The 25,535-nt window shown below is 69.5% G+C and carries 21 protein-coding genes; 19 read left to right on the top strand and 2 right to left on the bottom strand.

The window, feature by feature from the left end; translation table 11 throughout:
• Positions 1-197 precede the first annotated feature (197 nt).
• The 3 genes from fabG to argG are packed head-to-tail and all read left to right on the top strand — an operon-like array spanning position 198 to position 3,891.
• Positions 198-956, top strand: coding sequence for a 3-oxoacyl-ACP reductase FabG (fabG, locus tag DAA40_RS03675; protein WP_106848339.1), 759 nt, complete (start codon positions 198-200; stop codon positions 954-956).
• Between the two features lie 12 nt (positions 957-968).
• A complete protein-coding gene (locus DAA40_RS03670; RefSeq protein ID WP_106848338.1) occupies positions 969-2,426 on the top strand; it encodes an MFS transporter in 1,458 nt (485 codons plus the stop codon).
• A gap of 49 nt (positions 2,427-2,475) precedes the next feature.
• On the top strand, positions 2,476-3,891 hold the full coding sequence (gene argG, locus DAA40_RS03665) for an argininosuccinate synthase (RefSeq protein ID WP_106848337.1): 1,416 nt from the start codon (positions 2,476-2,478) through the stop codon (positions 3,889-3,891).
• 33 nt (positions 3,892-3,924) lie between these two features.
• Here the strand turns inward: argG and DAA40_RS03660 are convergent, their stop codons facing one another.
• Complete coding sequence (locus tag DAA40_RS03660; protein ID WP_158716212.1) at positions 3,925-5,253, bottom strand: hypothetical protein; 1,329 nt, start codon at positions 5,251-5,253, stop codon at positions 3,925-3,927.
• 492 nt (positions 5,254-5,745) lie between these two features.
• Entirely contained in the window at positions 5,746-6,516 is a 771-nt protein-coding gene (locus DAA40_RS03655) for an enoyl-CoA hydratase (protein ID WP_106848335.1), read from the bottom strand.
• A gap of 58 nt (positions 6,517-6,574) precedes the next feature.
• On the opposite strand from DAA40_RS03655, the gene DAA40_RS03650 reads away from it, so the two are divergent.
• The 16 genes from DAA40_RS03650 to DAA40_RS03575 all read left to right on the top strand — a co-directional run bounded on the left by DAA40_RS03650 (position 6,575) and on the right by DAA40_RS03575 (position 25,502).
• A complete protein-coding gene (locus DAA40_RS03650) occupies positions 6,575-8,530 on the top strand; it encodes a TIGR03960 family B12-binding radical SAM protein (protein WP_106848334.1) in 1,956 nt (651 codons plus the stop codon).
• Complete coding sequence (locus DAA40_RS03645) at positions 8,527-9,297, top strand: TIGR03936 family radical SAM-associated protein (protein ID WP_234356225.1); 771 nt, start codon at positions 8,527-8,529, stop codon at positions 9,295-9,297. The genes DAA40_RS03650 and DAA40_RS03645 overlap by 4 nt, the downstream gene beginning before the upstream one ends.
• A 165-nt stretch (positions 9,298-9,462) precedes the next feature.
• Positions 9,463-12,300 carry an Rne/Rng family ribonuclease gene (locus tag DAA40_RS03640; RefSeq protein ID WP_106848333.1) on the top strand — a complete coding sequence of 946 codons (2,838 nt, stop codon included), beginning with the start codon at positions 9,463-9,465 and terminating at the stop codon, positions 12,298-12,300.
• Between the two features lie 156 nt (positions 12,301-12,456).
• On the top strand, positions 12,457-12,771 hold the full coding sequence (rplU, locus tag DAA40_RS03635; protein WP_106848332.1) for a 50S ribosomal protein L21: 315 nt from the start codon (positions 12,457-12,459) through the stop codon (positions 12,769-12,771).
• A gap of 9 nt (positions 12,772-12,780) precedes the next feature.
• Positions 12,781-13,047 carry a 50S ribosomal protein L27 gene (gene rpmA, locus DAA40_RS03630; RefSeq protein WP_106848331.1) on the top strand — a complete coding sequence of 89 codons (267 nt, stop codon included), beginning with the start codon at positions 12,781-12,783 and terminating at the stop codon, positions 13,045-13,047.
• 90 nt (positions 13,048-13,137) lie between these two features.
• Complete coding sequence (gene obgE, locus DAA40_RS03625) at positions 13,138-14,613, top strand: GTPase ObgE (protein ID WP_106848330.1); 1,476 nt, start codon at positions 13,138-13,140, stop codon at positions 14,611-14,613.
• The gene (proB, locus tag DAA40_RS03620; RefSeq protein WP_106848329.1) at positions 14,606-15,724 is read left to right on the top strand and encodes a glutamate 5-kinase; all 1,119 of its coding nucleotides are present in this window, start codon (positions 14,606-14,608) and stop codon (positions 15,722-15,724) included. Before obgE ends, proB begins: the two co-directional genes overlap by 8 nt.
• Before the next feature lie 12 nt (positions 15,725-15,736).
• Positions 15,737-17,005 (top strand): glutamate-5-semialdehyde dehydrogenase, encoded by a 1,269-nt coding sequence (locus DAA40_RS03615; protein WP_106848328.1) that lies wholly within the window; start codon positions 15,737-15,739, stop codon positions 17,003-17,005.
• Positions 17,006-17,101: 96 nt separating this feature from the next.
• Positions 17,102-18,022: a MoxR family ATPase gene (locus DAA40_RS03610; protein WP_234356224.1), complete on the top strand. Its 921-nt coding sequence runs from the start codon at positions 17,102-17,104 to the stop codon at positions 18,020-18,022.
• A 1-nt stretch (position 18,023) separates the two neighbouring features.
• Positions 18,024-19,466, top strand: a complete 1,443-nt coding sequence (locus DAA40_RS03605) for a VWA domain-containing protein (RefSeq protein ID WP_106848326.1) — start codon at positions 18,024-18,026, stop codon at positions 19,464-19,466.
• Between the two features lie 127 nt (positions 19,467-19,593).
• Positions 19,594-20,178 (top strand): nicotinate-nucleotide adenylyltransferase, encoded by a 585-nt coding sequence (gene nadD, locus DAA40_RS03600; protein ID WP_106848325.1) that lies wholly within the window; start codon positions 19,594-19,596, stop codon positions 20,176-20,178.
• A gap of 21 nt (positions 20,179-20,199) precedes the next feature.
• Positions 20,200-20,598 carry a ribosome silencing factor gene (gene rsfS, locus DAA40_RS03595; protein WP_106848324.1) on the top strand — a complete coding sequence of 133 codons (399 nt, stop codon included), beginning with the start codon at positions 20,200-20,202 and terminating at the stop codon, positions 20,596-20,598.
• Positions 20,595-21,305: a histidine phosphatase family protein gene (locus tag DAA40_RS03590; RefSeq protein WP_106848323.1), complete on the top strand. Its 711-nt coding sequence runs from the start codon at positions 20,595-20,597 to the stop codon at positions 21,303-21,305. Before rsfS ends, DAA40_RS03590 begins: the two co-directional genes overlap by 4 nt.
• A 49-nt stretch (positions 21,306-21,354) precedes the next feature.
• Positions 21,355-22,233, top strand: a complete 879-nt coding sequence (locus tag DAA40_RS03585; RefSeq protein ID WP_106848322.1) for a DegV family protein — start codon at positions 21,355-21,357, stop codon at positions 22,231-22,233.
• 96 nt (positions 22,234-22,329) lie between these two features.
• A complete protein-coding gene (locus DAA40_RS03580; RefSeq protein ID WP_106848321.1) occupies positions 22,330-23,184 on the top strand; it encodes a ComEA family DNA-binding protein in 855 nt (284 codons plus the stop codon).
• Positions 23,181-25,502 (top strand): ComEC/Rec2 family competence protein, encoded by a 2,322-nt coding sequence (locus DAA40_RS03575; RefSeq protein ID WP_106848320.1) that lies wholly within the window; start codon positions 23,181-23,183, stop codon positions 25,500-25,502. The genes DAA40_RS03580 and DAA40_RS03575 overlap by 4 nt, the downstream gene beginning before the upstream one ends.
• Positions 25,503-25,535: the final 33 nt, after the last annotated feature.

Here is a 25,535-nt window from a genome sequence, read left to right as displayed (position 1 = left end):
CGCGCCGGTTGTTCAACCGACCCTAGACCCAAGCGCTACCGACTCGGGGTCGGTTCGGGCTGTCGATCGTCGCGCTCCATGCCATCGTGAGCGCCGTGTTCAATGCGTGCGCGCCGAAGGACCCCTGTTAGCGGTGCGAACTACCGGCGTGGTGTACTCAGGGATGGACCTAACACCACGATTTTTGGAGCGCACCCATGGCTCATGACTTCAGCGGGAAGGTAGCGTTCGTCACCGGCGCTGCCCAGGGCATCGGCAAGGAGATCGCGATCACGCTCGCCAAGGGCGGCGCGGCCGTCGCGGCGGTGGACCTCAAGGAGGACTCGCTGGCGGGCACCGTCGAGGCGATCAACCTCGCCGGCGGCAAGGCCATCGCGATCGGCTGCGACGTCTCGAAGATGGACCAGGTCGAGGCTGCGGTGCAGAAGACCGTCGACGAGCTCGGCGGCATCCACATCCTGGTCAACAACGCCGGCATCATTCGCGACAACCTGCTGTTCAAGATGACCGAAGAGGACTGGGACATGGTCATGGCCGTGCACCTGCGCGGCGCCTTCAACACCTGCAAGGTCGCGACCAAGTACATGACCGAGCAGAAGTACGGCAAGATCGTCAACCTCTCCAGCCGTTCGGCGCTGGGCAACCGCGGCCAGGCCAACTACTCGGCCGCCAAGGCCGGCATCATCGGCTTCACCTCGACGCTGGCACTCGAGCTCGGCAAGTTCAACATCAACGTCAACGCTGTTGCCCCCGGATACATCGAGACCCCGATGACCGACTCGACCGCCGCCCGCGTCGGCGTCGACAAGGAGGACTTCAAGAAGGCCGCCGCGTCGGCGACCCCGCTCGGTCGCGTGGGCCAGCCGATCGATATCGCCAACGTCGTCGCGTTCTTCGCCTCCGACGAATCCGGCTTCGTCACCGGTCAGACGCTGCACGTCAACGGCGGCCGCTAGGCCAATCGCTGCATGAGCAGCGCCGCGGGAGCATCGCAGATCGCCACCACGTCACGGGTTCGGGCCCGGAACGTGGTGGCGATCTGCTGTGCGGCGATGTTCATGGGCGGCCTGAGCATCTCGATCGTCAGCATTGCGCTGCCGGCCATCTCGGCCGACATCGACGCGACCGCCGCCCAGTCCAGCTGGATCCTGCTGGCGAACCTGCTGGCCAGCAATGCGCTGATGGTCGCCTTCGGCCGACTGGCCGATCTCACCTCGCGCCGGGCGATGTTCCTGATCGGGATCGTCACCTTCGCGCTGGGGTCGATCCTCAGCGGCATCGCCACGAACGGCGGAATGCTCATCGCCGGGCGCGCCGTCACCGGCGTGGGGGCAGCGATGGTGTTCGCGACCACGACCGCCCTGATCGCCATCGCAGTCCCGCGCGAGCGCATCGGTCAGGCGATGGGCATCTACTACGCCTGCAACTCGGCCGCGCAGCTGATGGGGCCGGTCGTCGGCGGCATCTTCGCCGACACGGTCGGCTGGCGGTGGCTGTTCTGGATGAACCTGCCGCTCTGCGTGATCATCCTGCTCGCCTCCTGGCGCTTCCTCGTCCGGGACGCCGTCCACGAGGCGCGGTCGTTCGACGTCAGCGGCGCGCTGCTGTTCATCGCCATGGCCACCACGACCGTGGCCATGCTGACCTCGATCAGCTCGAGTGGCCTGGATCCGCTGGTGATCGGCGCGGCTATCGGATCTCTCGCGGTGCTGGTGCCGCTGTTCATCTGGCGGGAGAAGCGCGCCCGGAACCCGATGGTGGAGCTGTCGCTGTTCGGCGACCGCCTGTTCGTCGGCACCACCTTCGCGACCTTCTTCAGCCACGTCGCTCGTTTTGGCATCGTCATCGTCGTCGCGCTGATCTACCAGTCGGGATACGGGATGTCGGCCACCCGAGCCAGCTTCCTGGTGCTGCCGGTGGCGGTCGGCACGCTCATCGCCTCGCCGATCGCCGGCACCTTGGAGATCCGGCGGGGCAGCGCATGGGTCAGCAAGGCCGGCGCATTCATCGTGGTCGCCGGCGTCCTGCTGTGCTCGATGATGATCTGGTGGCCGACCTGGTACTGGGCGGTGGTCGCGGGCGGTCTGCTCACTGGCGCCGGCGGCGGCATGGTGCAGACGGCCAACTCATCCGCGGTCACCCGCGCGACCCCGCGCGAGAAGCTCGGCGTCGTCGGCTCGCTGCGGGTCATGGTGCAGGGCGGCGGGATCATCACCGGAAACGCTCTCGCGCTCGCCGCCGTCTCGCTGTTGCTGCCCGCCGACGGCAAGAGCGCGGTCTACGCCGGAGGCAGCGCCGTCCTGCCCGATGTCTTCCGGCACGGGCTGCTGGACGGCGTCCCGATCGCCTTCGGCGTACTCGCGCTGTCCGCGTTCGGCTCGGTGGTGCTCTCCCGTGTGGGCTACCGCGGATACCGGGAGTCCTGAGCCGACTGCGTTGCGGGTCACCCACGGCCGGAGACTAGAGTCTCGATGCGTGTCCAAAGTATTGACGAGCATCCCTGTAGGTGAGCGGGTCGGGATCGCCTTCTCCGGCGGCCTCGACACGTCGGTGGCCGTGGCCTGGATGCGCGAGAAGGGTGCCGTTCCGTGCACCTATACCGCGAACCTCGGCCAGTACGACGAGCCCGAGATCGACCAGGTCCCCGGCCGGGCAGAGCAGTACGGCGCCGAGCTGGCCCGTCTCGTCGACTGCCGCGAGCAGTTGGTGGAGGAGGGGCTGGTCGCGATCACCTGCGGCGCCTTCCACATCCGGTCCGCCGGCCGCACCTACTTCAACACCACGCCGCTGGGCCGCGCCGTCACCGGCACGCTGCTGGTCCGCGCGATGCATGCGGACGACGTCAACATCTGGGGCGACGGGTCGACCTTCAAGGGCAACGACATCGAGCGTTTCTACCGCTACGGTCTGCTCGCCAACCCTCAGCTGCGCATCTACAAGCCGTGGCTGGACGCCGACTTCGTGCGCGAGCTCGGTGGCCGAACCGAGATGTCGCAGTGGCTCACCGCCCGCGACCTGCCGTACCGCGATTCGGTCGAGAAGGCCTACTCCACCGACGCCAACATCTGGGGCGCCACCCACGAGGCCAAGCTCCTGGAGCACCTCGATCAGTCGATCGAGCTCGTCCAGCCGATCATGGGCGTCGCGCACTGGGACCCCGCGGTCGAGATCGAGCCGGAGGACGTCACGATCACCTTCGCCGAGGGTCGCCCGGTGGCGATCGACGGCCGGGAGTTCGACACCCCGGTCGAGCTCGTCATGGAGGCCAACGCGATCGGCGGGCGCCACGGGCTCGGCATGAGCGACCAGATCGAGAACCGGATCATCGAGGCCAAGAGCCGCGGGATCTACGAGGCGCCGGGCATGGCGTTGCTGTTCGCCGCGTACGAGCGGCTGGTGAACGCCATCCACAACGAGGACACGGTCGCCACCTACCACGAGCAGGGCCGCCGCCTGGGCCGGCTGCTGTACGAGGGCCGCTGGCTCGACCCGCAGTCCCTCATGCTGCGCGAGGGTCTGCAGCGCTGGGTCGGTTCGGCGATCACCGGCTCGGTCACCCTGCGGCTGCGCCGCGGTGAGGACTACGCGATCCTCGACACGCAGGGGGAGCACTTCAGCTATCACCCCGACAAGCTGTCGATGGAGCGCGTCGAGAACGCCGCGTTCGGCCCGACCGACCGCATCGGGCAGCTCACGATGCGCAACCTCGACATCGCCGACTCGCGCTCCAAGCTCGAGTTCTACGCCGGCCGCGGCCAGCTCGGCAGCGAGTCGCAGCTCGTCGGCGAGCTCGAGCACGGCGGGTCGGAGTCGATCCGGGGCATCGGCGAGCCGCGCACCGCGGACGACGAGCTGCTCGACCGCGCCGCCATGGAGAGCGGCACGGACTGAGCGCGTGGGGCCCGTGGGCGTCGTCCGTCGGTCCTACGCGGGCAGCGCGACGGTGGCCGATGTGGTCTGGAACGGCACTGGATAGCCGTTGCTGACGGTGTACTGCTGGTCCGAGGTGAGCAGCTGGCCGGCGAAGTTCAGCGTCACCTGGCCGCCCGCGGCCGCCGTCCCCATGATGGTCGCGGTACCCAGAGCGCCCGCCTGACAGCTCACGGTGCCCTCGTTGATGGTGGACGACGCGCAGTCCAGCTCGTAGTAGACGGTCGTCGTCGAGTTCGTGACTCCGGACGACGAGATGGCCATCTCGATGAACTGCTGCCCGTCGGCGGCCCAGCCCTCCCCGTTGCGGTAGCCCGAGACGCTCACGCTGTCGACCTTGATCGTCAGGTCGAAGTACACGCCGTTGGACTGGGACGCGCGGGGCAGGGTGAACGAGACGCCCGGATCGTGTGTCTTGGGCTGACCATCCGTGTAGAGCCACTCGGTGCCCGGGTCGCCGGTCCGCTCGCCGGTGATCAGGTTCAGGGTCTGGTTCTTGCCCTCGCTGTCCACCACCAGGTTCAGCGGTCCGCCGTCCGGGGCGGACACCAGCAGCGACACCGGCGCCTTGCTGGGATCGTCGATCGCCTCGGTCTGGTCGCCCACGTTCAGGCTGAGCGTGTTCTCGCCGCTGAAGCCGTTGGCGGCGGTGGTGCCGCTGAGGGTGAGCAGGTAGAGCTTCTGGCCCTCGGCAGGTTGGGTGATCGAGGCGTCGATCGTCGCCGCCTCGACCTCGACGATCGAGTCCAGGGCGAACTGGGTGCCGAGCCCGGCGACGTTGGCCTGGCCGGACGTCGGGAGCGCGGCGCCCTTGTCGTCCTCCTCGACCGAGAAGCTGCCGGCCTTCCATATCGTGTTCTCGTCCGCGGTCGGGATGTCGGGCTCCTTCAGCCCGGCGCCGTCGATCTCGACCTGCTCACCGTCGCCGTTGACCAGGATCGTCGAGCCCGGTAGCTCCTGCGCACGCTGCGGCTCCTCGTCCGGGGCCTCGGCCGTCGCCTCGTCGTCCTTCGAGCCGGGCGTCACCGTGTAGGCATAGGTGTCCCAGACCTGCTTGTCACTGGTCAGCGGACGACGTACCGGACCGCAGGCGAGCTGCTTGGTGACCTCCTCCGAGGCCTCGTCGGCGAGATAGAAGCACTGGGCGCCGTCTGCCTTCGCAAGGCCCTTCTCGGGCAGTCCTTCCTCCCAGGCCTGGGTCTGCGACTCGGCGAACTCCTTGGCGTTCGTGATCGCGCGGTCGCCGTCCTTGACGCCTGGGTCGCCGCCGACCACCAGGAAGGTGATGACGAGCGCCGCCACGACGAGGGCAGCGAGCGGCACCAGCCACTTCCACGCCCCGGATCCCTTCTTCGGCTGCGCGGGCTGCGCACCGCTCGGTTGGGCCCACGGCTGACCGGCGTACGGACGCTGGTCGTAGTCCGGCTGCGGGGCCGTGCCGTACGCACCGGTGGTCGGCCCGGTCGGCGGGCCAGCGGGGGCGGAGGTCGGCGGGCCGGCAAACCCGCCGGTAGGCGGCCCGCCCCACGTCTGATGGCTCCCGGTGCTCGGTCCAGCAGGCCACGTCTGATCGTTGCTGGGCGGGACCGGAGGCCACCCCTGGTGACCGGCGGGCTGGGGCCACGACTGGTCCGACCCGGGCCCGTCAGGACCCTGATGCCCTGGTCCGGTCGGTCCTGTTGGTCCGGTGGGTCCCGTCGGCCCTGTCGGGTTCGTCATCCGTGCCGTCTCCTCGCGCTCGCGTGCCCACAGCACCCTAACGGCGGGGGATCACGCCTTTTCATCGCCGCGTTGAATTCTGCGGGCCTGCTGCGCTCAGCCGGACGTCTGGGCGCGGCCCCTGGCCTGGATGCCCGCCCGGCGCTCGGCGACCTTCTCCGGGGAGAACTGGTCGTGCTTCCACTGCCAGCCGGCCGCGGCCTCATTCTCCCAGGCCGCCTGCTCGGCGGTGTTCTCCGCATAGGTGCGCAGGATGCGGCGTACGCCGGCCTGGTCGTTGTCGACGATGGACGCCGCGAGCGCGTACGTGGTCGGCATCAGCTCGGCGTGGGGGACCACCCGGTTGACCAGTCCCCAGTCGTACGCCGTGGCCGCGTCGAGGAAGCGGCCCGAGAGGCTCAGCTCGCGGGCCCGGCGTACCCCGATGGCCTGCGGCAGCAGCACCGTCAACCCCCATCCGGGTTGGACGCCGACGCGGGCGTGGGTGTCGGCGAACCGCGCGTTCTCGGAGGCGATGAGCAGGTCGCAGCACAGCGCCAGCTCGAAGCCCCCGGTCACCGCGACGCCGTTGACCGCGCCGATCAGCGGCTTGGTCAGCTCGGGGAACGGCTTGCGGACGCCGGCCTCGCTGTCGGTGTCGATCAGCACGCCCTCGCTGACCTGCTTGAGGTCCAGTCCGGCTGTGAAGGCGGGGTCGGTCCCGGTCAGCACCAGCACGTCGACGGCGTCGTCGTCCTCGGCCTGCTGCATGAGCCGCGGTAGTAGCTCCAGCAGCTCGCGGCTGAGCGCATTGCGGGCCTCGGGACGGTTCATCGTGATGGTCGCGACCCGGTCGCGCACCTCCAGCAGTACCGGTTGCTCGCCCACGGGATGCCTCCTTGAACATCGGTTGTCCTCGAGGCTATCGGGCTACCCTGGACGGGTTATGACCTCACACTCTGTCTTCTCCGACCTGGAGCCGTTACTGGCCCAGGTGCAAAAGCCGATCCAGTACGTCGGAGGCGAGCTGAACTCCACCGTGAAGGAGTGGGACTCCGTCGACGTTCACTGGGCGTTGATGTATCCCGACGCGTACGAGGTCGGCGTCCCGAACCAGGGGCTGATGATCCTCTACGAGGTGCTCAACGAGCGCCAGGACACCCTCGCCGAGCGCACCTACGCCGTGTGGCCCGATCTCGCCGAGCTCATGCGCAAGCACGAGCTCCCGCAGTTCACCGTCGACGGGCACCATCCGGTGCGCGACTTCGACGTCCTCGGGGTCTCGTTCGCCACCGAGCTGGGCTACACGAACCTGCTGGAGGCCCTCGACCTCGCGCAAATCCCGATCGCCGCCGCCGACCGCACGGCCGATCACCCGATCGTGCTCGCCGGAGGGCACGCCGCCTTCAACCCCGAGCCGATCGCCGAGTTCATCGACGCCGCCGCCCTGGGTGACGGCGAACAGGTGGTCGGCGAGATCACCGACGTCATCAAGCAGTGGAAGGCCGAGGGCTCGCGCGAGCGGGCCGAGCTGCTGCTGCGACTGGCCCAGGTTCCGGGTGTCTACGTGCCCAGCCTGTACGACGTCGAGTACGGCGCCAACCACCAGATCGCCGAGGTGCGGCCCAACCGCGACGGCGTCCCGGCGGTCGTGCCCAAGCGGACGACGATGGACCTTGACCAATGGCCCTATCCCAAGAAGCCGCTGGTGCCGCTGGCCGAGTCGGTGCACGAGCGGATGTCGGTAGAGATCTTTCGCGGCTGCACGCGCGGCTGCAGGTTCTGCCAGGCCGGCATGATCACCAGACCGGTGCGCGAGCGCTCGATTACCGGGATCGGTGAGATGGTGGAGCGCGGCCTGCAGGCCACCGGGTTCGAGGAGGTCGGCCTGCTGAGCCTGTCCAGCGCTGATCACTCCGAGATCGCCGACATCACCAAGGGGCTGGCCGACCGCTACGAGGACTCCAAGACGTCTCTGTCGCTGCCGTCGACGCGCGTCGATGCCTTCAACATCGACCTGGCCAACGAGCTGTCGCGCAACGGGCGACGCTCCGGGCTGACCTTCGCCCCCGAAGGCGGCAGCGAGCGGATCCGCAAGGTCATCAACAAGATGGTCAGCAAGGAGGACCTGATCCGCACCGTCACCACGGCGTACGCCAACGGGTGGCGGCAGGTGAAGCTGTACTTCATGTGCGGACTGCCCACCGAGACCGACGAGGACGTCCTGGAGATCGCCGAGATGGCCAAGGAGGTCATCCGGGCCGGGCGCGAGGCAGCGGGGCGCAAGGACATCCGCTGCACGGTCTCCATCGGCGGGTTCGTGCCCAAGCCGCACACCCCCTTCCAGTGGGCCGCGCAGGCCAGCGCCCAGACCATCGACGAGCGCCTGGCCAAGCTCAAGGCAGCCATCACCGGCGACAAGGACCTGGGCCGCTCGATCGGCTTCCGCTACCACGACGGCAAGCCGTCGGAGGTCGAGGGGCTGCTCTCGCGCGGTGATCGCCGCGTCGGCGCCGTCATCCGGAAGGTGTGGGAGTCCGGCGGCCGCTTCGACGGCTGGAGCGAGCACTTCTCCCACGAGCGGTGGGTGGACGCCGCCACCGAGGCGCTCGCGCCGTACGGCATCGACCTCGCCTGGTACACCACCCGTGAGCGCGGGGAGGACGAGGTCCTCCCGTGGGATCACCTGGACTCCGGTCTGGACAAGCAGTGGCTGTGGGACGACTGGCTCGATGCGCTCGACGAGACCGAGCTCGACGACTGCCGCTGGATCCCGTGCTACGACTGTGGCGTGTGCCCAGGCATGGGCACCGACATCCAGATCGGGCCGACGGGCAGGAAGCTGCTCCCGCTGACGCCGGTCAACACCGGCGTGCCCCAGCCGGACGGAGCGAGGCAGTGAGCGGGCCGCGCAAGCGCAAGCAACGCGCTCCCGAGGGGCCGCCACCGCCTCCGGTGGTGCAGCGGCTGTGGATCCGCTACACCAAGACCGGCCGGCTGCGGTTCATGTCGCACCGCGACTACACCCGCGTGTTCGAGCGGGCGGTACGCCGGGCCGGGCTCCCGATCGCGTTCTCGGCCGGCTTCACGCCGCACCCGAAGATCTCGTGGGTAGGTGCCGCTCCGACGGGGGTGGCCAGCGAGGCGGAGTACCTCGAGATCGGGCTCGCCGCGGAGCTGGATCCCACCGACGTCAGCTCACGCCTGGACGCCGCGCTGCCGCCTGACCTCGACATCGTCGAGGTTGTCCCCGCGAGCGCCAAGTCCTTGGCGGACCGCGTGGATGCCTCTCGGTGGAGGTTCACCTTCCCGGGTATGGACCAGAGCCTGCTGCGCGAGGCCGCCGAGATGCTGGTGACCGGCGAGTCGGCGGTGGTGGAGCGCCTGACCCAGAACGGCCGTAAGCAGGTCGATGTGGGTAGTGCGTTCGCTCATGCCGAGGTCGGCGGCGCGCCAGGGTGTGCCATAATGACCGCAATCGTGCGACAGTCGATTCCCGTCGTACGGCCAGATGACGTGTACGCCGCGTTGCGTGACGTCGCAGGACTCGTGCCACCGCAGCTGCCGCAGGCGCTAAGGCTGGCGCAAGGATCCCTCGACGACACCGGCCGGCTGCTGGACCCACTCGCGGTCGACAGCCCCGCCATCGCCTCGTCGCCGGCGAGCTAGCAACTGCGCGTCCTACCGGACGCCGGTCTGTGCCACGGCGACGCCCTACCAGACTTTCGCGGTCTGACCTGGACGGCCAGAGGTCCAGACCGCATGACATGCCCGGGCATGCCGGCGCCTGCACTGCAGGCGCAGCACGCGCGGGCCGTGAGGAGTTTCGCCCGCATGCGCGAAGACGAGACCGACGGCACAGCCGCTGAACCCAACGCCCAGCACGAGCAGCCCGCACCTGAGGCTCCGGCACCCGCGAAGCGCACCCGGCGCCGCAGCAGCTCACCGGCCACGTCGCTGCGCGAGCCGCAGCCGGTGAGCGTCGATCCGGTGAGCATCGAGGCGCCGGCTACGCCGTCCTCGCCGCCCGTTGATGCCGCGGAGGAGCCGGCCGAGAAGCCGAGGAAGCGGGCTGCCCGCCGCCGGGCCGGCAAGCCCGAGACGGCAGTGCCGGCCACGACAGTGCCCGAGGTCTCGCCCGACCAGTCCGCGACCGAGGACGTGCCCGGCGCCCTGGCGCCGGTCGTCGAGGACGCCGAGCACGCTGCGTTCGAGCAGACCCGGGCAGACCAGCCGCCGACGGGCCAGCCACCGGCGGGCCTGGCGTCGTCCGAGGACCCGCCCGCCGAGGAGCTGCCCGCCGAGCAGGCGGCCGAGCAGGTGCCGGGCGACTCCACCCAGGCGCCCAAGGGCGAGCAGGGCTCGCTCCCGTCGCTGGCGCCCGCTCTGTCGCACGTCGACTCCACCGGTGCCGAGATCGAGCTGGCCGCCCCGGCGGCCTTCAACCCCTTCGCGGTGTTCGTGGCGCCGGAGGATGTGACCGTGCCGGCGGCCCCGGCCCGTCGTGAGCAGGCCGGCGAGGAGGAGCCCTCCCCGGACGACCCGGAGACCGACACCGACGGCGACGATTCGGACGACGAGGGCGAGTCCGGCTCACGTCGCCGCCGGCGCGGACGCCGCGGACGGGGTAGGAAGTCCGGCGACGACACAGCCGCAGACACCGGTTCCGATGACGAGCCCGGTGCCGAGAAGAAGGGCGCGAACGGCTCGGGCGACCAGCCGGACCAGCCCAAGAAGGGCGCCGACGACAAGACCGACGACCGGGGTGCCGACTCCGGCAAGGACGACGACTCCGATGAGGAGGGGGAGTCCACCTCCCGCCGTCGCCGGCGGCGTCGCCGACGTGGCGGCGACGACGACTCTGACTCCAACGGCAACGGCTCGCCCAGCTCGAACGACAAGGTCAAGGGGGTCACCGGCTCGGTCCGGCTGGAGGCCAAGCGTCAGCGCCGCAAGGAAGGACGCGACGCCGGCCGTCGACGCGCACCGATCCTCACCGAGGCCGAGTTCCTCGCCCGCCGCGAGTCGGTCACCCGCCGCATGGTCGTCCGTCAGCAGGGCGAGCGCACCCAGATCGCCGTCCTCGAGGACGACGTCCTGGTCGAGCACTACGTGACGCTCGCCAGCGAGCAATCGTTCGCGGGCGGGGTCTACTACGGCCGCGTGCAGAACGTGCTGCCCAGCATGGAGGCGGCCTTCGTCGACATCGGCAAGCGCCGCAACGCGGTCCTGTACGCCGGCGAGGTCAACTGGGATGCCGCAGGCCTGGAGGGCAAGCAGCGCAACATCGAGCAGGCCCTGAAGTCCGGTGACAAGGTGCTGGTGCAGGTCACCAAGGACCCGATCGGGCACAAGGGCGCGCGACTGACCAGCCAGATCTCGCTGCCCGGCCGCTACCTGGTGTACGTGCCCGGTGGCTCGATGACCGGCATCAGCCGCAAGCTCCCCGAGGGGGAACGGCAGCGGCTGAAGGACATCCTCCGCAAGATCGTCCCCGACGACGCGGGGGTGATCATCCGGACCGCTGCGGAGGGTGCCAGCGAGGAGGAGCTGACCCGCGACGTCGAACGCCTGAAGGCGCAGTGGGAGGTCATCGAGCAGCAGGTCGCCGACACCAAGACCAAGGCGCCCTCGGTGCTCTATGAGGAGCCCGACCTGGCGATCCGCGTCGTCCGCGACCTGTTCAACGAGGACTTCTCCGAGATGGTGATCTCCGGTGCGGACGCCTGGGACACCATCTCCGGGTATATGCAGCACGTCGCTCCGGACCTGGTCGAGCGCATCCAGCGCCACGAGGACGACGTCGACGTGTTCGCCGCCAACCGCATCGACGAGCAGCTCACCAAGGCGCTGGATCGCAAGGTGTGGCTGCCGTCGGGAGGCTCGCTGGTCATCGACCACACCGAGGCGATGACCGTCATCGACGTCAACACCGGCAAGTTCACCGGCAGCGGCGGCAACCTCGAGCAGACCGTCACCAAGAACAACCTGGAGGCGGCCGAGGAGATCGTCCGGCAGCTGCGGCTGCGCGACGTCGGCGGGATCGTCGTGATCGACTTCATCGACATGCTCCTGGAGAGCAACCGCGAGCTCGTGCTGCGTCGGCTCACCGAGTGCCTCGGCCGCGACCGGACCAAGCACCAGGTCGCCGAGGTGACCTCGCTGGGCCTGGTGCAGATGACCCGCAAGCGCGTGGGGCAGGGGCTGCTCGACGCCTTCAGCGAGCCGTGCCCGCACTGCGAGGGACGCGGCCTGACGGTGCATGCCGAGCCGGTGGAGAAGAAGACCGCCTCGCCCCAGAGCGAGCCGCAGAACCGCCGCGGGCGTTCGCGCCGCGGTGGCTCCGGGCGCGACGACAACGCCAAGCAGGCCACAGAGCCCAAGCGCGACTCCACCGTGCAGCTCAGCGCCATCGCCGCGGCCAGCAAGAAGCACGACGAGGACGGCGACGGGGAGACGGCCGCTCCCGGGTCGCCAGCGCAGCCGGTGGCGGACGCCGCGGCCGAGACCGGTGCCCCCAGCCCGGAGCCGGCCGGTGACGGCGAGCGGCTCGGGGACCAGGGGCAGGGCGAGCAGGACAGCGCCGAACGGCGGCCGACCGCGCGCCGCAGGCGTGCCGCTCGCCGTCCCGCCGGACCGCCCACGCCCTCCACCGACGAGTCGAAAGTGTGAGCGAGGTCAGCGTCGGCTCCGATTGACCGCGATCGGGGTCGATGCGATAGACTTGCTCGTCGCGCCTTGTGAGGAGTGCGCGAACCAAGACTTGCACCATCCGCGCGCGGCTGCACGCTGCGTGCCCAGGAAAGATACGTAAACCAGGGAGTTGCCGTGTACGCCGTAGTCAAGACTGGCGGCAAGCAGTACCGCGTCGCCGAGGGCGACGTGTTCGAGGTCGAAAAGCTCGAGGGCGAGCCGGGCGCGTCGGTCTCGCTGCCTGCCGTGCTGCTCGTGGACGGCGGCGACGTCACTGCCGACGCGGACGCGCTGGGCAAGGTCCAGGTCGACGCCGAGATCGTCGACCAGGTCAAGGGTCCAAAAGTCCGCATCCTGAAGTACAAGAACAAGACCGGCTACAAGAAGCGCCAGGGCCACCGTCAGCCGCTGACGGTCGTCAAGGTCACCGGCATCACGAGCGGGAAGTAGGTACTAGTCATGGCACATAAGAAGGGCGCATCCTCGTCCCGAAACGGTCGCGACTCCAACGCTCAGCGCCTCGGCGTGAAGCGGTTCGGCGGCCAGGTCGTCAAGGCCGGCGAGATCATCGTTCGCCAGCGCGGCACCCACTTCCACCCGGGCGCGAACGTCGGTCGCGGTGGCGACGACACCCTCTTCGCCCTCACCGCGGGCGCTGTCGAGTTCGGCACCCGCCGCGGCAAGAAGCAGGTCAGCATCATCGAGGCGCAGACCGCGGCCGGCTAGACCCGCGCGACTGCACGAATCTTCAGTCGAGGGGCGAGAGGACCAGTCGGTCCCTCGCCCCTCGATCCTTTCTCCGGTGGGGAGCACACCATGGCGGACTTCATCGACCGCGCCGTCCTGCACGTCACGGGCGGCAACGGCGGTCACGGCTGCGTCTCGGTGCACCGGGAGAAGTTCAAGCCGCTCGGCGGGCCGGACGGTGGCAACGGCGGCCACGGTGGCGACGTGCGAGTCGTGGCCGACGGGAACGTGCACACCCTCCTGGACTTCCATCACCGTCCACACCAGAAGGCAGCCAACGGCAAACCCGGCATGGGCAGCCACCGCAACGGCGCGAACGGCGACGGGCTGACCTTACGGGTCCCGCCCGGCACCGTCGTGACCACCCGCGACGGCGAGGTCCTCGCCGATCTCGCCGTACCCGGCAGCGAGTACACGGTCGCTCCCGGCGGACGCGGCGGTCTCGGCAACGCCGCGCTGGCCACCGCCCGGCGCAAGGCTCCCGGTTTCGCGCTGCTCGGCGAGCCCGGCGAGGAGGCGACCGTCGTCCTCGAACTGAAGTCGGTCGCAGACGTCGGGCTGGTGGGCTTCCCCTCGGCCGGCAAGTCGTCGCTGATCTCGGTGATCTCGGCCGCGCGACCGAAGATCGCCGACTACCCGTTCACCACTCTGGTGCCCAACCTCGGGGTCGTCCAGGCCGGCCAGTATGTCTACACCGTCGCCGACGTCCCCGGCCTGATCCCGGGTGCCGCGCAGGGCAAGGGACTAGGGCTGGAGTTCCTGCGGCACGTCGAGCGCACCTCGGTGCTGGTGCACGTCGTCGACTGCGCGACCCTCGAGCCGGGCCGCGACCCGATCAGCGACATCGACGCCCTCGTGAAGGAGCTCGACGAGTACGGCGACCTCGCCGCACGCGCCACGATCGTCGCGCTGACCAAGATCGACGTCCCCGACGCCCGCGAGCTCGCCGAGTTCGTCACGCCCGAGCTGCGCGAACGCGGGTTCGACGTCTACCCGATCTCCGCCGTCACCCACGAGGGCCTCGATGCCCTGAAGTTCGCGCTCGGCGCTGCCGTCGAGGCACACCGCGCCGAGCACCCCGCCGACGAGAGCCCGCGGATCGTGATCCGGCCCAAGGCGATCGGCGAGGACGAGTTCGTCGTCCGCCCCGACCCGGAAAGCGTGGGCGGGTTCATCGTCGAGGGCGGCAAGCCGGTGCGGTGGATCCGGCAGACCGACTTCACCAACGACGAGGCGGTCGGCTTCCTCGCCGACCGCCTGGCCCGCCTCGGCGTCGAGGCCGAGCTCGCCCGCCAGGGCGCCCTGCCGGGCTGCGATGTCACCATCGCCGGCATCACCTTCGGCTGGGAGCCCACGGCCGAGTCCGTCGCCGGGGAGATGGGCGTGGTGGCCTTCGGGCACCGCGGCACCGATCCCCGGATCGAGGCTGCCGAGGGACGGGAACGCACCTCGGCCGAGGAGCGCCGCGCGGCCAAGCGGGCCCGCCGAGTGCCCTACGAGCTGAAGGAGTCAGACGGGTACCAGATTGGGGACGACGATGACTAGTCCGCACGCGGTGCTCGGTGACGCCAAGCGGGTCGTCGTCAAGGTGGGCTCGTCGTCGCTGACCAAGCCCGCTCAGAACGGCGGCACCGGGCTGGACGCCGACCGGATCGGGTTCGTCGCCGACGTCATCGCCGAGGCCGTACAGGACGGCCGCGAGGTGGTGCTGGTGTCCTCCGGCGCCATCGCCGCCGGTCTCGAGCCGCTGCGGCTGCGCCGTCGTCCGCGTGACCTCGCGACCCAGCAGGCGGCGGCCAGCGTCGGCCAGCTGCTGCTCGCCGAGGCCTATGCCACCGCGTTCGCCCGGCACGGCCTGCAGGTGGGCCAGGTGCTGCTGACCTCCGACGACCTGCAGCGCCGTACCCACTACCGCAACGCGCAGCGCTCGCTCGAACGGCTGCTGCGGCTGGGTGTCGTGCCGATCGTCAACGAGAACGACGTCGTGGTGACCGACGAGATCCGCTTCGGTGACAACGACCGGCTCGCCGCGCTCACCGCTCACCTCGTGAGCGCGCAGGGCATGGTGCTGCTGTCGGACGTCGACGGGGTGTACGACGCGAACCCGGCCAAGGGCCCGGCGAACCTGATCCCGGTGATCGAGGACGAGGCCGGCCTCCGGTCGGTCGACACCTCAGGACCCGTTACCGGGGGAGTCGGCACCGGCGGCATGACCACCAAGCTCGACAGCGCCCGGATCGCCTCCGGCGCAGGTGTCGCGGTCATCATCACCTCGATCGAGAACGCGCGAGAGGCTGTCGCCGGGCAGAGCGTCGGCACCTTCGTACCGTCCCGCGGCAAGCGACCCTCCCAACGGCTGTTCTGGCTGCGCTGGGCCAGCGAGCCACGCGGCCAGATCGTGCTCGACGAGGGCGCGGTACGCGCAGTCGCCGGACGACGCAAGTCGCTGCTGCCGGCCGGCATCACCGGCTCGGTCGGCAACTTCGAGGTGGGGGACGCGGTCGAGCTCGTCGGTCCCGACGGTCTGGCGATCGCCCGCGGGCTGGTGGCCTACTCTTCAGAAGAGCTTCCCGATCTCATCGGGAAGCAGACCCACGACCTCGACGCCGATCATCAGCGCGAGGTCATGCACCGAGACGACATCGCCGTCCTGTAAGGAAAGCAGCAAATGACAGACGCCACCGAGATCGTTCGTGAGCTAGCGACCCGCGCCCGCGAGGCCGCCGCGGAGCTGTCCCTGCTGCCGCGATCGACGAAGGACAAGGCGCTGCGCGCGATGGCCGATGCGCTCGTCGCCCATGCATCGACGATCCTTGAAGCCAACGCCCGTGACGTAGACCGGGCTCGGGCCGGCGGTACCAGCGAGGCGATGATCGACCGCCTGGCCCTGACCGAGCGCCGCGTCAGCGACATCGCCGACCAGCTGCGCAATGTCGCCTCACTACCCGACCCGGTGGGGGAGGTCGTGCGCGGGTACACCATGCCCAACGGCGTGCGGGTACAGCAGATCCGGGTCCCCATGGGCGTGGTCGGGATGATCTACGAGGGCCGCCCCAATGTCACCGCTGACGCCGCCGGGCTGTGCCTGAAGTCCGGCAACGCGGCGCTGCTGCGCGGGTCGTCGTCCGCGAGCGAGTCCAACGAGGCGATCGTCGAGGTGCTGCGGACCGCGGCCGCGGCCAACGGCGTGCCGGCCGACGCCATCCAGGGCGTCCCTGCTGATGACCGGGCGACCGTGGATGCCCTGCTGCACGCGCGCGGGCTGGTCGACGTGGTGATCCCGCGGGGCGGCGCCGGCCTGATCCAGCGGGTCGTCACCGACTCGACCGTGCCGGTGATCGAGACCGGCGTGGGCAACGTACACGTGTACGTCGACGCCACCGCGGACCTCGACATGGCCGAGAAGATCGTGCTGAACTCCAAGGCCCGGCGCCCGTCGGTGTGCAACGCCGCGGAGACGCTGCTGGTGCACAAGGACGTCGCCGACGAGTTCCTGCCCCGCGCGGCCAAGGTCCTCGGCGAGGCCGAGGTAACGCTGCACGGGGACGAGCGCACCCGTCAGAGGCTGGGCGAGGACGTCGTCCCCGTCACCGACGAGGACTGGGATACCGAGTACCTCTCGCTCGACCTCGCGGTCGGCGTTGTGGACTCGCTGGACGATGCGGTCGCGCATATCCGCAAGCACTCCAGCGGCCACACCGAGGCGATCGTGACCTCCTCGCTGGATGCCGCCCGCTCGTTCACCATGCGGGTGGATGCCGCCGCGGTCATGGTCAACGCTTCGACCGCGTTCACCGACGGTGGTGAGTTCGGCTTCGGCGCCGAGATCGGCATCAGCACCCAGAAGCTGCACGCGCGCGGGCCGATGGCGCTGCCCGAGCTCACCACCACGACGTACGTCGTCCAGGGTGAAGGCCAGACCCGCCCCGCCAGCTGACCGGATCTGCGACGGACGTGAGCCACGGCACTCCGGAGCCCGAATCGGATTCGGTATCGTTGATACCAACGTCAAGTTCTATAGAGGTGGTTTGCGTTGAGCGCAGAACAGTCCGCGAGTGCCCCCGTCGAAGCCCAGCACCGCCCCCAGTTCGGTGGTGTGGACGACGTCCTGATCCGTCTCGGACAGGCCGGCTATCTCGCTGACCGCGCGACCGCCACGACGGTGTTCTTGGCCGACCGGCTCGGCAAGCCGCTGCTGGTCGAGGGCCCGGCTGGCGTCGGCAAGACCGAGCTCGCGAAGGCGATCGCGGCCGCGACCAGGTCCGAGATCGTCCGCCTGCAGTGCTACGAGGGTCTGGACGAGGCCCGTGCCCTCTACGAGTGGAACTACAAGAAGCAGCTGCTGCGCATCCAGCAGGGCACCGCGGCCGCGCAGGCCAGCGGCGAGACCTGGGACGACGCCAGCGACGACATCTTCAGCGAGGAGTTCCTGCTGGAGCGTCCGCTGCTGACCGCGATTCGCCGCGACGAGCCCACCGTGCTGCTGATCGACGAGATCGACAAGTCGGACGTCGAGGTCGAGGGCCTGCTGCTGGAGATCCTCTCGGACTTCCAGGTCACGATCCCCGAGATGGGTACCATCCACGCCAGGCGCCGCCCCTTCGTGCTGCTGACCTCGAACGCGACCCGCGAGCTGTCCGAGGCGCTGAAGCGCCGCGCGCTCTACCTGCACCTGGACTACCCCGGCCCCGAGCGCGAGCGCGACATCATCATTAGCCGCGTCCCGGACATCGCTCCGGCGCTGGCGGACCAGATCGTCCGGACCGCCCGCGCGCTGCGCGCGATGGAGCTGAAGAAGTCGCCCTCGATCGCCGAGACCATCGACTGGGCCCAGACCCTGCTGGCGCTGGGCATCAATACCCTCGATGAGAACGCCGTCAAGGAGACGCTCGGAGTCGTCCTCAAGCACGCCAGCGACGCGGTCAAGGCCGCCGGAGAGCTAAGGCTGAACTGATATGACTGCCACGGTCGAGACCAAGGGTCTGCTCGCGCACCTCACGGGCTTCGTCGGTGCGTTGCGCGAGGCCGGGATCCCCGTGGGAGTGGGCGAGTGCGTCGACACCGCGTCCGTGCTCGCAGCCGTGGACGTTCTCGAGCGCGAAGACCTGCGCGAAGGCCTGGCCGCGGTCTGCGTCAAGCGCCCCGCATATCGGCTGGCCTTCGACACCATGTTCGACCTGTGGTGGCCGTTGGCCACCGGCGAGGGCGTGGCCATCGGCAAGGGCAGTCCGGACGGCGAGGGCGATCCGGACTCCGAGGCCGATGCGGAGGCGGCCGGTGACGGTCAACCCGACATCGACGCCTGGCGCGAGGCCCTGGCCAAGGCGCTGATGGATGGCGACTCGGAGACCCTCAAGCGGCTGGCCCGCAACGCGGTCGCCCAGCTCGGCAAGGGCGCGGCCGGCGGAGGCCGCGAGTCCTACTACTCCTATCGCGTGATGCGGGCCCTCAGCCCCGACACCCTCGTCGCGCAGTTGCTCGACGGCCTGCTCAACAAGGCCGAGTCCGAGCGTGGCGGCATGCAGGAGCAGGTCGCCCGCCAGACGATCCGCGACCGGCTCGCCGAGTTCCGCCGGTATGTCGATGCCGAGGTTCGCCGCCGGGTCGCCGAGGACCGCGGCAAGGAGCAGGTGGCCAAGACGACGATCCGTCCGATGGCCGACCAGGTGGACTTCCTGCGCGCGCAGAGCGACGATCTCGCCGAGCTGCGCCGTACGGTGCACCCACTGGCGCGCCGACTAGCGAGCCGGCTGTCGGCTCGCCGCCGGCTGGGGCGCAGCGGGCGGCTGGACTTCCGCCGGACGGTCCGCTCCTCGCTGGCCACCGGCGGCATCCCGATCAACACCCACCACAAGCCGCGCAAGCAGCACAAGCCCGAGCTCGTCGTTCTCTGCGACGTCTCCGGATCGGTGGCGGGCTTCTCGCACTTCACCCTGATGCTCACTGCGGCGTTGCGCGAGCAGTTCAGCAAGGTGCGTGCGTTCGCCTTCGTCGACACCACCGACGAGGTCACCTCGTTCTTCACCCCGGGCGAGGATCTGCCGACCGCCGTGCAGCGCATCGGCAGTGAGGCCAACCTGGTGTGGTTTGACGGGCACTCCGACTACGGGCACTCCTTCGAGGTGTTCGAGGAGAAGTGGCCCGAGGCCATCGGCCCCAAGACCAGCCTGCTCATCCTGGGCGATGCACGCAGCAACTACCGTGATCCGGCGCTGAGCACCCTGAAGCAGATGGTCTCCCGCGCCCGCCACGCCTACTGGCTCAACCCCGAGGCGCAGCGCATGTGGGGCAGCGGTGACTCGGTCGCCAATCGATATGCCGAGGTCATCGAGATGAAGGAGTGCCGGACGGCGCAGCAGCTGGCCGACTTCGTGCACGACATGCTGCCCGGCGCCTAGTTCACGAACCGGCCACGAACCGGTCACGGCGACTCGGTTGCGGCGTACGGGGATCTGGTTATGGGACGATCCCGCCCCCGGCCGGGTAGAGTCGTTCGTCGATGATCGCTTCACTGCAGTCCGCCGCATGACCCGCCTCGGGATCATGGGCGGCACCTTCGATCCGGTGCACAACGGCCACCTTTCGGCCGCGTCCGAGGTCGCCTCGCTGTTCGGTCTCGACGAGGTAGTCTTCGTGCCGACCGGCCAGCCCTGGCAGAAGGCCGAGAAGAAGGTCTCGCCCGCCGAGGACCGCTATTTGATGACCGTCATCGCGACGGCGTCCAACCCCCGCTTCAGCGTCAGCCGCGTCGACATCGACCGGCCTGGTCCGACCTACACGATCGACACGCTGCACGACCTCAACCGCCAGTATCCGGACGCCGAGCTGTTCTTCATCACCGGCGCGGACGCGCTCCAGCAGATCCTGAGCTGGAAGGATCACCAGGAGATGTTCGAGCTCGCGCACTTCATCGGTGTCACCCGGCCCGGGTACCCTCTCGACGACACGGGCCTTCCCGAGGGATCGGTCTCCCTGGTCGAGGTTCCGGCGCTGGCCATCTCGTCGTCCGACTGCCGAATGCGACGTTCGCGCGGTATGCCGGTCTGGTATCTGGTGCCGGACGGCGTCGTCCAGTACATCGACAAGCGACATCTCTACCGTGAGCAGTAGCCCGAGGAGCACACCAGCTATATGAGCGCCCCCGAGCGATCGATCCAGATCGCCACCATCGCAGCCGATGCCGCCGCAGACAAGCTCGGCCAGGACATCGTCATCATCGACGTCAGCGATCAGCTCGTCATCACCGACTGCTTCGTCGTCGTCACCGCCACCAACGAGCGGCAGGCGTCCGCGATCGTCGACGCGGTCGAGGAGGCGCTGCTGAGGGAGAAGGTCAAGCCGGTACGACGCGAGGGCCAGCGCGAGGGACGGTGGGTGCTGCTGGACTTCGTCGACGTCGTCGTGCACGTGCAGCACACCGACGAGCGGAACTTCTACGACCTGCCGCGGCTGTGGCGCGACTGCCCCCGCATCCCGTACGAGCAGCTGGCCGCACCGGCGGACGACCAGCAGACCGGCAGCGGGAAGTGAGCCTCGATCGCCTGCTGCTGTGGCGCCACGGCCGCACTGACTGGAACGCCGACGGACGCTTCCAGGGCCAGCTCGACACGGCACTGGATGCCACCGGCGTCGCCCAGGCGAGGGAGGCCTCCCCGTACCTGGCTGCCGAGCGGCCGACGGCGGTCTACGCCAGCGACCTGAGTCGCGCGGCGGCCACCGCCCAGGTGCTGGCCGACCTTCTGGCGGTCCCGGTCACGCTCGATCCGCGACTGCGCGAGACCAGTCTCGGCGGCTGGGAGGGACTCGATCGCGCCGAGGTGGCGCAGCGCTTCCCGGAGGAGTTCGCCGGCTGGACATCGGGTCTGCGCACCAACCCGGGCAACGGCGAGACAGCCCAGGACGTCGCCCGCCGGGAGCGTGAGCTGGTCGCTGAGCTCGAGCGGACGGCGTCCGGCACGGTCGTGCTCACCGGGCACGGAGGCGCGCTCAAAGCGCTCACGGCGAGCCTCATCGGGCTGCCCGATCCGGCGTGGTCGGCGATCGCCCCGCTGCGCAACTGCCATTGGACCGAGCTGCGACGCACCGACGCCGGGGCATGGCGGCTGGTCGCGCACAATGTGTACCCGCTCAGCGACCCGAGCACGCTCACGACCGAGGAGCTGAACGTCGACTCCGACGCCGGAGACGCGCAGATCGGGACCCCACGTCCATCGGGGACCGACAGCGCCGGCCGTTAGCGAACCGAAAAGGTTCTGCTGCCGGGAACCCGGCAGGTAGGGTCGAGAGATGAGCCGGGGAACAGTCGTCGTCACCGACTCCACCGCGTATCTGCCCCCAGGCATCGACGAGGGGCTGCCGATCGATGTCGTCCCGCTGCACGTGATCATGGGCGACCATCAGGGCGAGGACGGCATTGAGATCACTCCCGCCGACGTCGTCGAGCGGCTAAGGGAGAAGTCGGTCACCGTCACCACGTCGCGACCGACACCCGCACAGTTCGTGGAGCGCTACCGCGAGCTGCTCGCCGAGGGCTACGACCACATCGTCAGCGTGCACATATCGAGTGAGCTCTCGGGAACCTGGGACGCCGCTCGCCTCGCGGCGGTGCAGTGCAACTCCGACGCGGGAGAGGAGATCGTGCGCGTCGTCGACTCGCGGGTGACGGCCATGGCGCTCGGCTTCCCGGTGCTCGTCGCCGCCCGCAAGGCGGCCGCGGGGGCGAGCAACGACGAGGTGTACGACGCGGCCGTCAGGTCGCTCGAGGACACCTCGAACTTCTTCTATGTCGACACTCTTGAGTATCTCCGTCGCGGTGGCCGCATCGGTGCCGCCGCCGCCTGGCTGGGCACCGCCTTGGCGGTGAAGCCGATCCTGCACCTCCTCGACGGCCGGATCGTGCCCTTGGAGAAGGTGCGGACCGCCAACAAGGCCATCGCGCGGATGAAGTCCCTGGCAGTGAGCGCCGCCAACGGGATCGAGGGCGACGTGCTCATCGCCGTCCACCATCTCGCTGCTGAGGAGCGTGCTGAGAAGCTACGGGCGGAGCTCGCGGAGGAGATTCCCGGGTCGGCAGAGATAGTAGTGAGTGAGGTCGGCGCGGTTCTCGGTGCGCATGTCGGCCCCGGGATGCTCGCCGTGATCGTCGTACCCACCCTCGACGGCTAACCGCGACACCGCTACCGCTGTCCACAGGACGGCGTGTCTCCACATCGTGGAGGTTGCGGACGCCGCACGAATCGGAGCATCCGTATCGTCGCGGCCATGAGGAGGGTCGACGATCTCGAACGGGACCGCCAGATCGCCGATATCAAGGCGATCCTGGAGTCCTCGATGCGTGACTATGACCAACGGGCAGCCGAGCCTGATGATCCGTCCGTGCTGGACGACGGCGAGACCGACCGGCGCTCGCTCGACGGCTTCGGCGACGGCTTCGAGCCCCCGCGCTCCGCCTGGCGGGCCAGGCTGCACTCGGGGCGCGTGTCGATCGGCGTCTTCGTCGTCGTCGCCGTGCTGACCGCCGCCGCCACTGCTCTCGTGACGTGGCTGCTGCGACCCGCGGGGACGGCTGTCGAAGGAGCCGCCACCACGATCGCTGCAGCAGATGAGCGAGCCGATCCCGATGAGCCCGGCGGGGAGACCGCGAGCGCGGCCGCATCGCCGGCCTCTACGTCGAGTGCCCCAGGAGTCTTGGTGGTCGCGGTCGTCGGCAGCGTGAACGTCCCGGGCCTGGTCACCCTTCCGGAGGGCGCGCGGGTGAGCGATGCGATCGAGGCTGCGGGAGGGGCGCTGCCCGGCACCGACCTGAGCACGCTGAATATTGCCCGCAAGGTGGCGGACGGGGAGCAGATCGTGGTCGGTCTGCCGGGCCCTCCCGTCGACTCCGGAACGAGCGAGCCGCAACCTACTGCGAACGGCGGGTCTACTGCGCTCGTCGACATCAACTCCGCGAACGTCACGCAGCTGGACGAGCTGCCGGGCATCGGTCCGGTCCTGGCGCAGCGGATCGTCGACTTCCGCGAGGAGAATGGGCCGTTCAAGTCCGTGGAGGAGCTGGAGAACGTCTCTGGTGTGGGTCCGGCGGTGCTGGCCAAGGTCAAGGATCTGGTCACCGTGTGAAGCACTGGCGCGAGCATGACGCGCGGCTGGTCCCCGGGGCCGCGCTGGTCTGGATCGGCGTTGCGTCCGGGGAGCTCGGATGGTCTGCGGGCCTCTGGTGGGCGATGGTCGCAATGGCGGCGACCGGATTGATCGGCGCATTCGCTGGTTGGCGCTCGGTAGTGCACAGATCCCGCTGCTGGCTGGTTGCTTTCTCATGTATGGCCGGGATCGCGGCCGCACTGCTCTCCTCGGCGCGCCTTCAGGACCGGCTGGACTCAGTGGTTGCGCACGCCGCGCGGGAGGATGCGTTCGTGCGCCTCGAGGGAACGGTGGAGAGCAGGCCGCGGCAGGTCGGCGGCACACCTGACCGGGTAGTCGTGCAGGTGGCCGTGAGCCGCATCGAGCATCGCGGCAGGGTGCACGAGGCCGACCAGTCGGTCGTCGTCCTGGGCACGTCCGATGTCTGGGCTGGAACGCTCCCCGGCGCGACCGCGTACATCGTCGGCACCGCGCACCCGCCCGATCGTGCGTCGTCCGTGGTCGCGTTCGTCGTGGCGTCCGATGGCTCGGTGGTCGATCCCGAGGCCCCGAGGTGGAGTGTTGTGGCAGAGGCGATACGGGATGGTCTTCATGAAGCAGCCTCGGTGAACGATCCGGATGCCGCTGGCCTGCTCGTCGCGCTGGTGGACGGCGACACGTCGGGGATCGGCCCGATCGTGCAGGAGGAGTTTCGGCTGTCCGGCCTGGCACACCTCTTGGCAGTCTCCGGTGCCAACGTGGCCATCGTCGTGGGAGCGGTGCTCTGGCTGACCCGGCTCTGTCGCGCACCGTTCGTGCTGCAGATCGGCTGTGCGGCCGGGGCGCTGCTCGCGTTCGTCGTGGTCGCGGGTCCGGAGCCCAGCGTGCTGCGCGCCGCGGGAATGGGCGTCGTGATGCTGGTGGGGTTGGCATCCGGCCGACCCCGCGCGGCGGTACCCGCTCTCGCGACCGCCATCGTCGTGCTGTTGACCTGTGTCCCGGCGCTGTCGATCTCGGTCGGGTTCCTGCTCTCGGTGCTGGCGACGGCGGGGATTGTCGTGGTGGGGGCGGAGTGGACCAGGCGCTGGTCAGAACGCATGCCGATGATGCTCGCCGCGCCGTTGGCGGTCGCGGCGTCAGCGGGGCTGGCGACTTTGCCGGTGATCGTGCTGCTGCTGCCGATGGTGAATCTCGGGTCGCTGGTGGCGAATATCGTGGCTGCGCCCGCCGTCCCGGTGGCCACCATATGCGGCGTCTGCGCTGCGGTCCTCGCGCCCATCGCGATGCCGCTGGCCCAGCTGCTGTGCGTCGTGGGCGGATACTTCACCCGGTGGATCGCGCACGTCGCGCATGTTGCGGCCGAGCCAGGACCGGCCCAGATACCGATGCCGCCGGGGGTCGGGGCGTTCTTCATCGTGGTGGGAGTGCTCCTGGTCGCGGCGCTCGCCTGGTGGCTGACGAGACGGCGTCCGCTGGCGCGTACGTCGCTGGCGGCAGCGGCGGTCGGCGTCCTGGTGCTGGCCACGCCGGTGCGGTGTGCAGTCGATCGGTGGCAGTCGCCGAACTGGGTGATCGCGGCGTGCGATGTCGGACAGGGTGATGCAGTCCTCGCACGGGCGGGACCTGATGCGGCCGTCCTGCTCGATGCCGGGCCCGATCCTGCGCTGCTGGACCGCTGCCTGCGTGAGCTCGGTGTCGAACGGCTGCCGCTGGTGCTACTGACGCACTTCCACGACGACCACGTCGCCGGCGTGCCTGCGGTGCTCGGCCGGCGTGACGTCGAACGGGTCGTCATCGGCTCGTACGACGGCGGGGCGGTCGAACAGTCGATCAGAAGCATCGCCCTCGACCAGTCGATCCCGGTCGACGAGGTAGGCACCGGGCAACGCTATTCCGCTGGGGACGTCGTCCTCGAGGTTCTTGGACCTACCCGCCCGATCCTCGGCACGACAAGCGATCCGAACAACAACTCACTGATAGTCCGGATCGACGTGGGCGGTCTGAGGCTCCTCGTGACCGGCGATGCGCAAGTCGAGCTCATGGCGTCGATGGCGGGGTGCGGTTGCCTGCAGGCGGACGTACTGAAAGTGCCGCACCACGGGAGCAAGAACCGCGACGACTCATTTCTTGCCGCCACCGGGGCGAGCCTGGCTCTGATCTCGGTCGGCGCCGACAACGACTACGGCCATCCGGCTCCGAGCACGATCAGCGAGCTCGAACGGCTCGGGATGACCGTCCGGCGTACCGACCGTGACGGCATGATCCTGGTGTCGGCGGCGGACGAGGGAGTCGTCGTGACGCACGATCGATCGTCCTGAGCAGAGATCTGCTTGCCTAGAAAGGCCGGGCGA

It is taken from the genome of Blastococcus sp. Marseille-P5729 (genome assembly GCF_900292035.1).
Classification (GTDB): domain Bacteria; phylum Actinomycetota; class Actinomycetes; order Mycobacteriales; family Antricoccaceae; genus Cumulibacter.
The sequence above is the reverse complement of the archived record's forward strand: the minus strand, read 5'-3'. Positions and strand labels throughout refer to the sequence as shown.

Excerpts from the sequence above, each read along its gene's own strand:
- fabG (WP_106848339.1), top strand. The coding sequence starts at position 198 with ATGGCTCATGACTTCAGCGGGAAGGTAGCGTTCGTCACCGGCGCTGCC.
- DAA40_RS03670 (WP_106848338.1), top strand. The coding sequence starts at position 969 with ATGAGCAGCGCCGCGGGAGCATCGCAGATCGCCACCACGTCACGGGTT.
- DAA40_RS03650 (WP_106848334.1), top strand. The coding sequence starts at position 6,575 with ATGACCTCACACTCTGTCTTCTCCGACCTGGAGCCGTTACTGGCCCAG.
- DAA40_RS03640 (WP_106848333.1), top strand. The coding sequence starts at position 9,463 with ATGCGCGAAGACGAGACCGACGGCACAGCCGCTGAACCCAACGCCCAG.
- rpmA (WP_106848331.1), top strand. The coding sequence starts at position 12,781 with ATGGCACATAAGAAGGGCGCATCCTCGTCCCGAAACGGTCGCGACTCC.
- obgE (WP_106848330.1), top strand. The coding sequence starts at position 13,138 with ATGGCGGACTTCATCGACCGCGCCGTCCTGCACGTCACGGGCGGCAAC.
- proB (WP_106848329.1), top strand. The coding sequence starts at position 14,606 with ATGACTAGTCCGCACGCGGTGCTCGGTGACGCCAAGCGGGTCGTCGTC.
- DAA40_RS03615 (WP_106848328.1), top strand. The coding sequence starts at position 15,737 with ATGACAGACGCCACCGAGATCGTTCGTGAGCTAGCGACCCGCGCCCGC.
- DAA40_RS03605 (WP_106848326.1), top strand. The coding sequence starts at position 18,024 with ATGACTGCCACGGTCGAGACCAAGGGTCTGCTCGCGCACCTCACGGGC.
- nadD (WP_106848325.1), top strand. The coding sequence starts at position 19,594 with ATGACCCGCCTCGGGATCATGGGCGGCACCTTCGATCCGGTGCACAAC.
- rsfS (WP_106848324.1), top strand. The coding sequence starts at position 20,200 with ATGAGCGCCCCCGAGCGATCGATCCAGATCGCCACCATCGCAGCCGAT.
- DAA40_RS03585 (WP_106848322.1), top strand. The coding sequence starts at position 21,355 with ATGAGCCGGGGAACAGTCGTCGTCACCGACTCCACCGCGTATCTGCCC.
- DAA40_RS03580 (WP_106848321.1), top strand. The coding sequence starts at position 22,330 with ATGAGGAGGGTCGACGATCTCGAACGGGACCGCCAGATCGCCGATATC.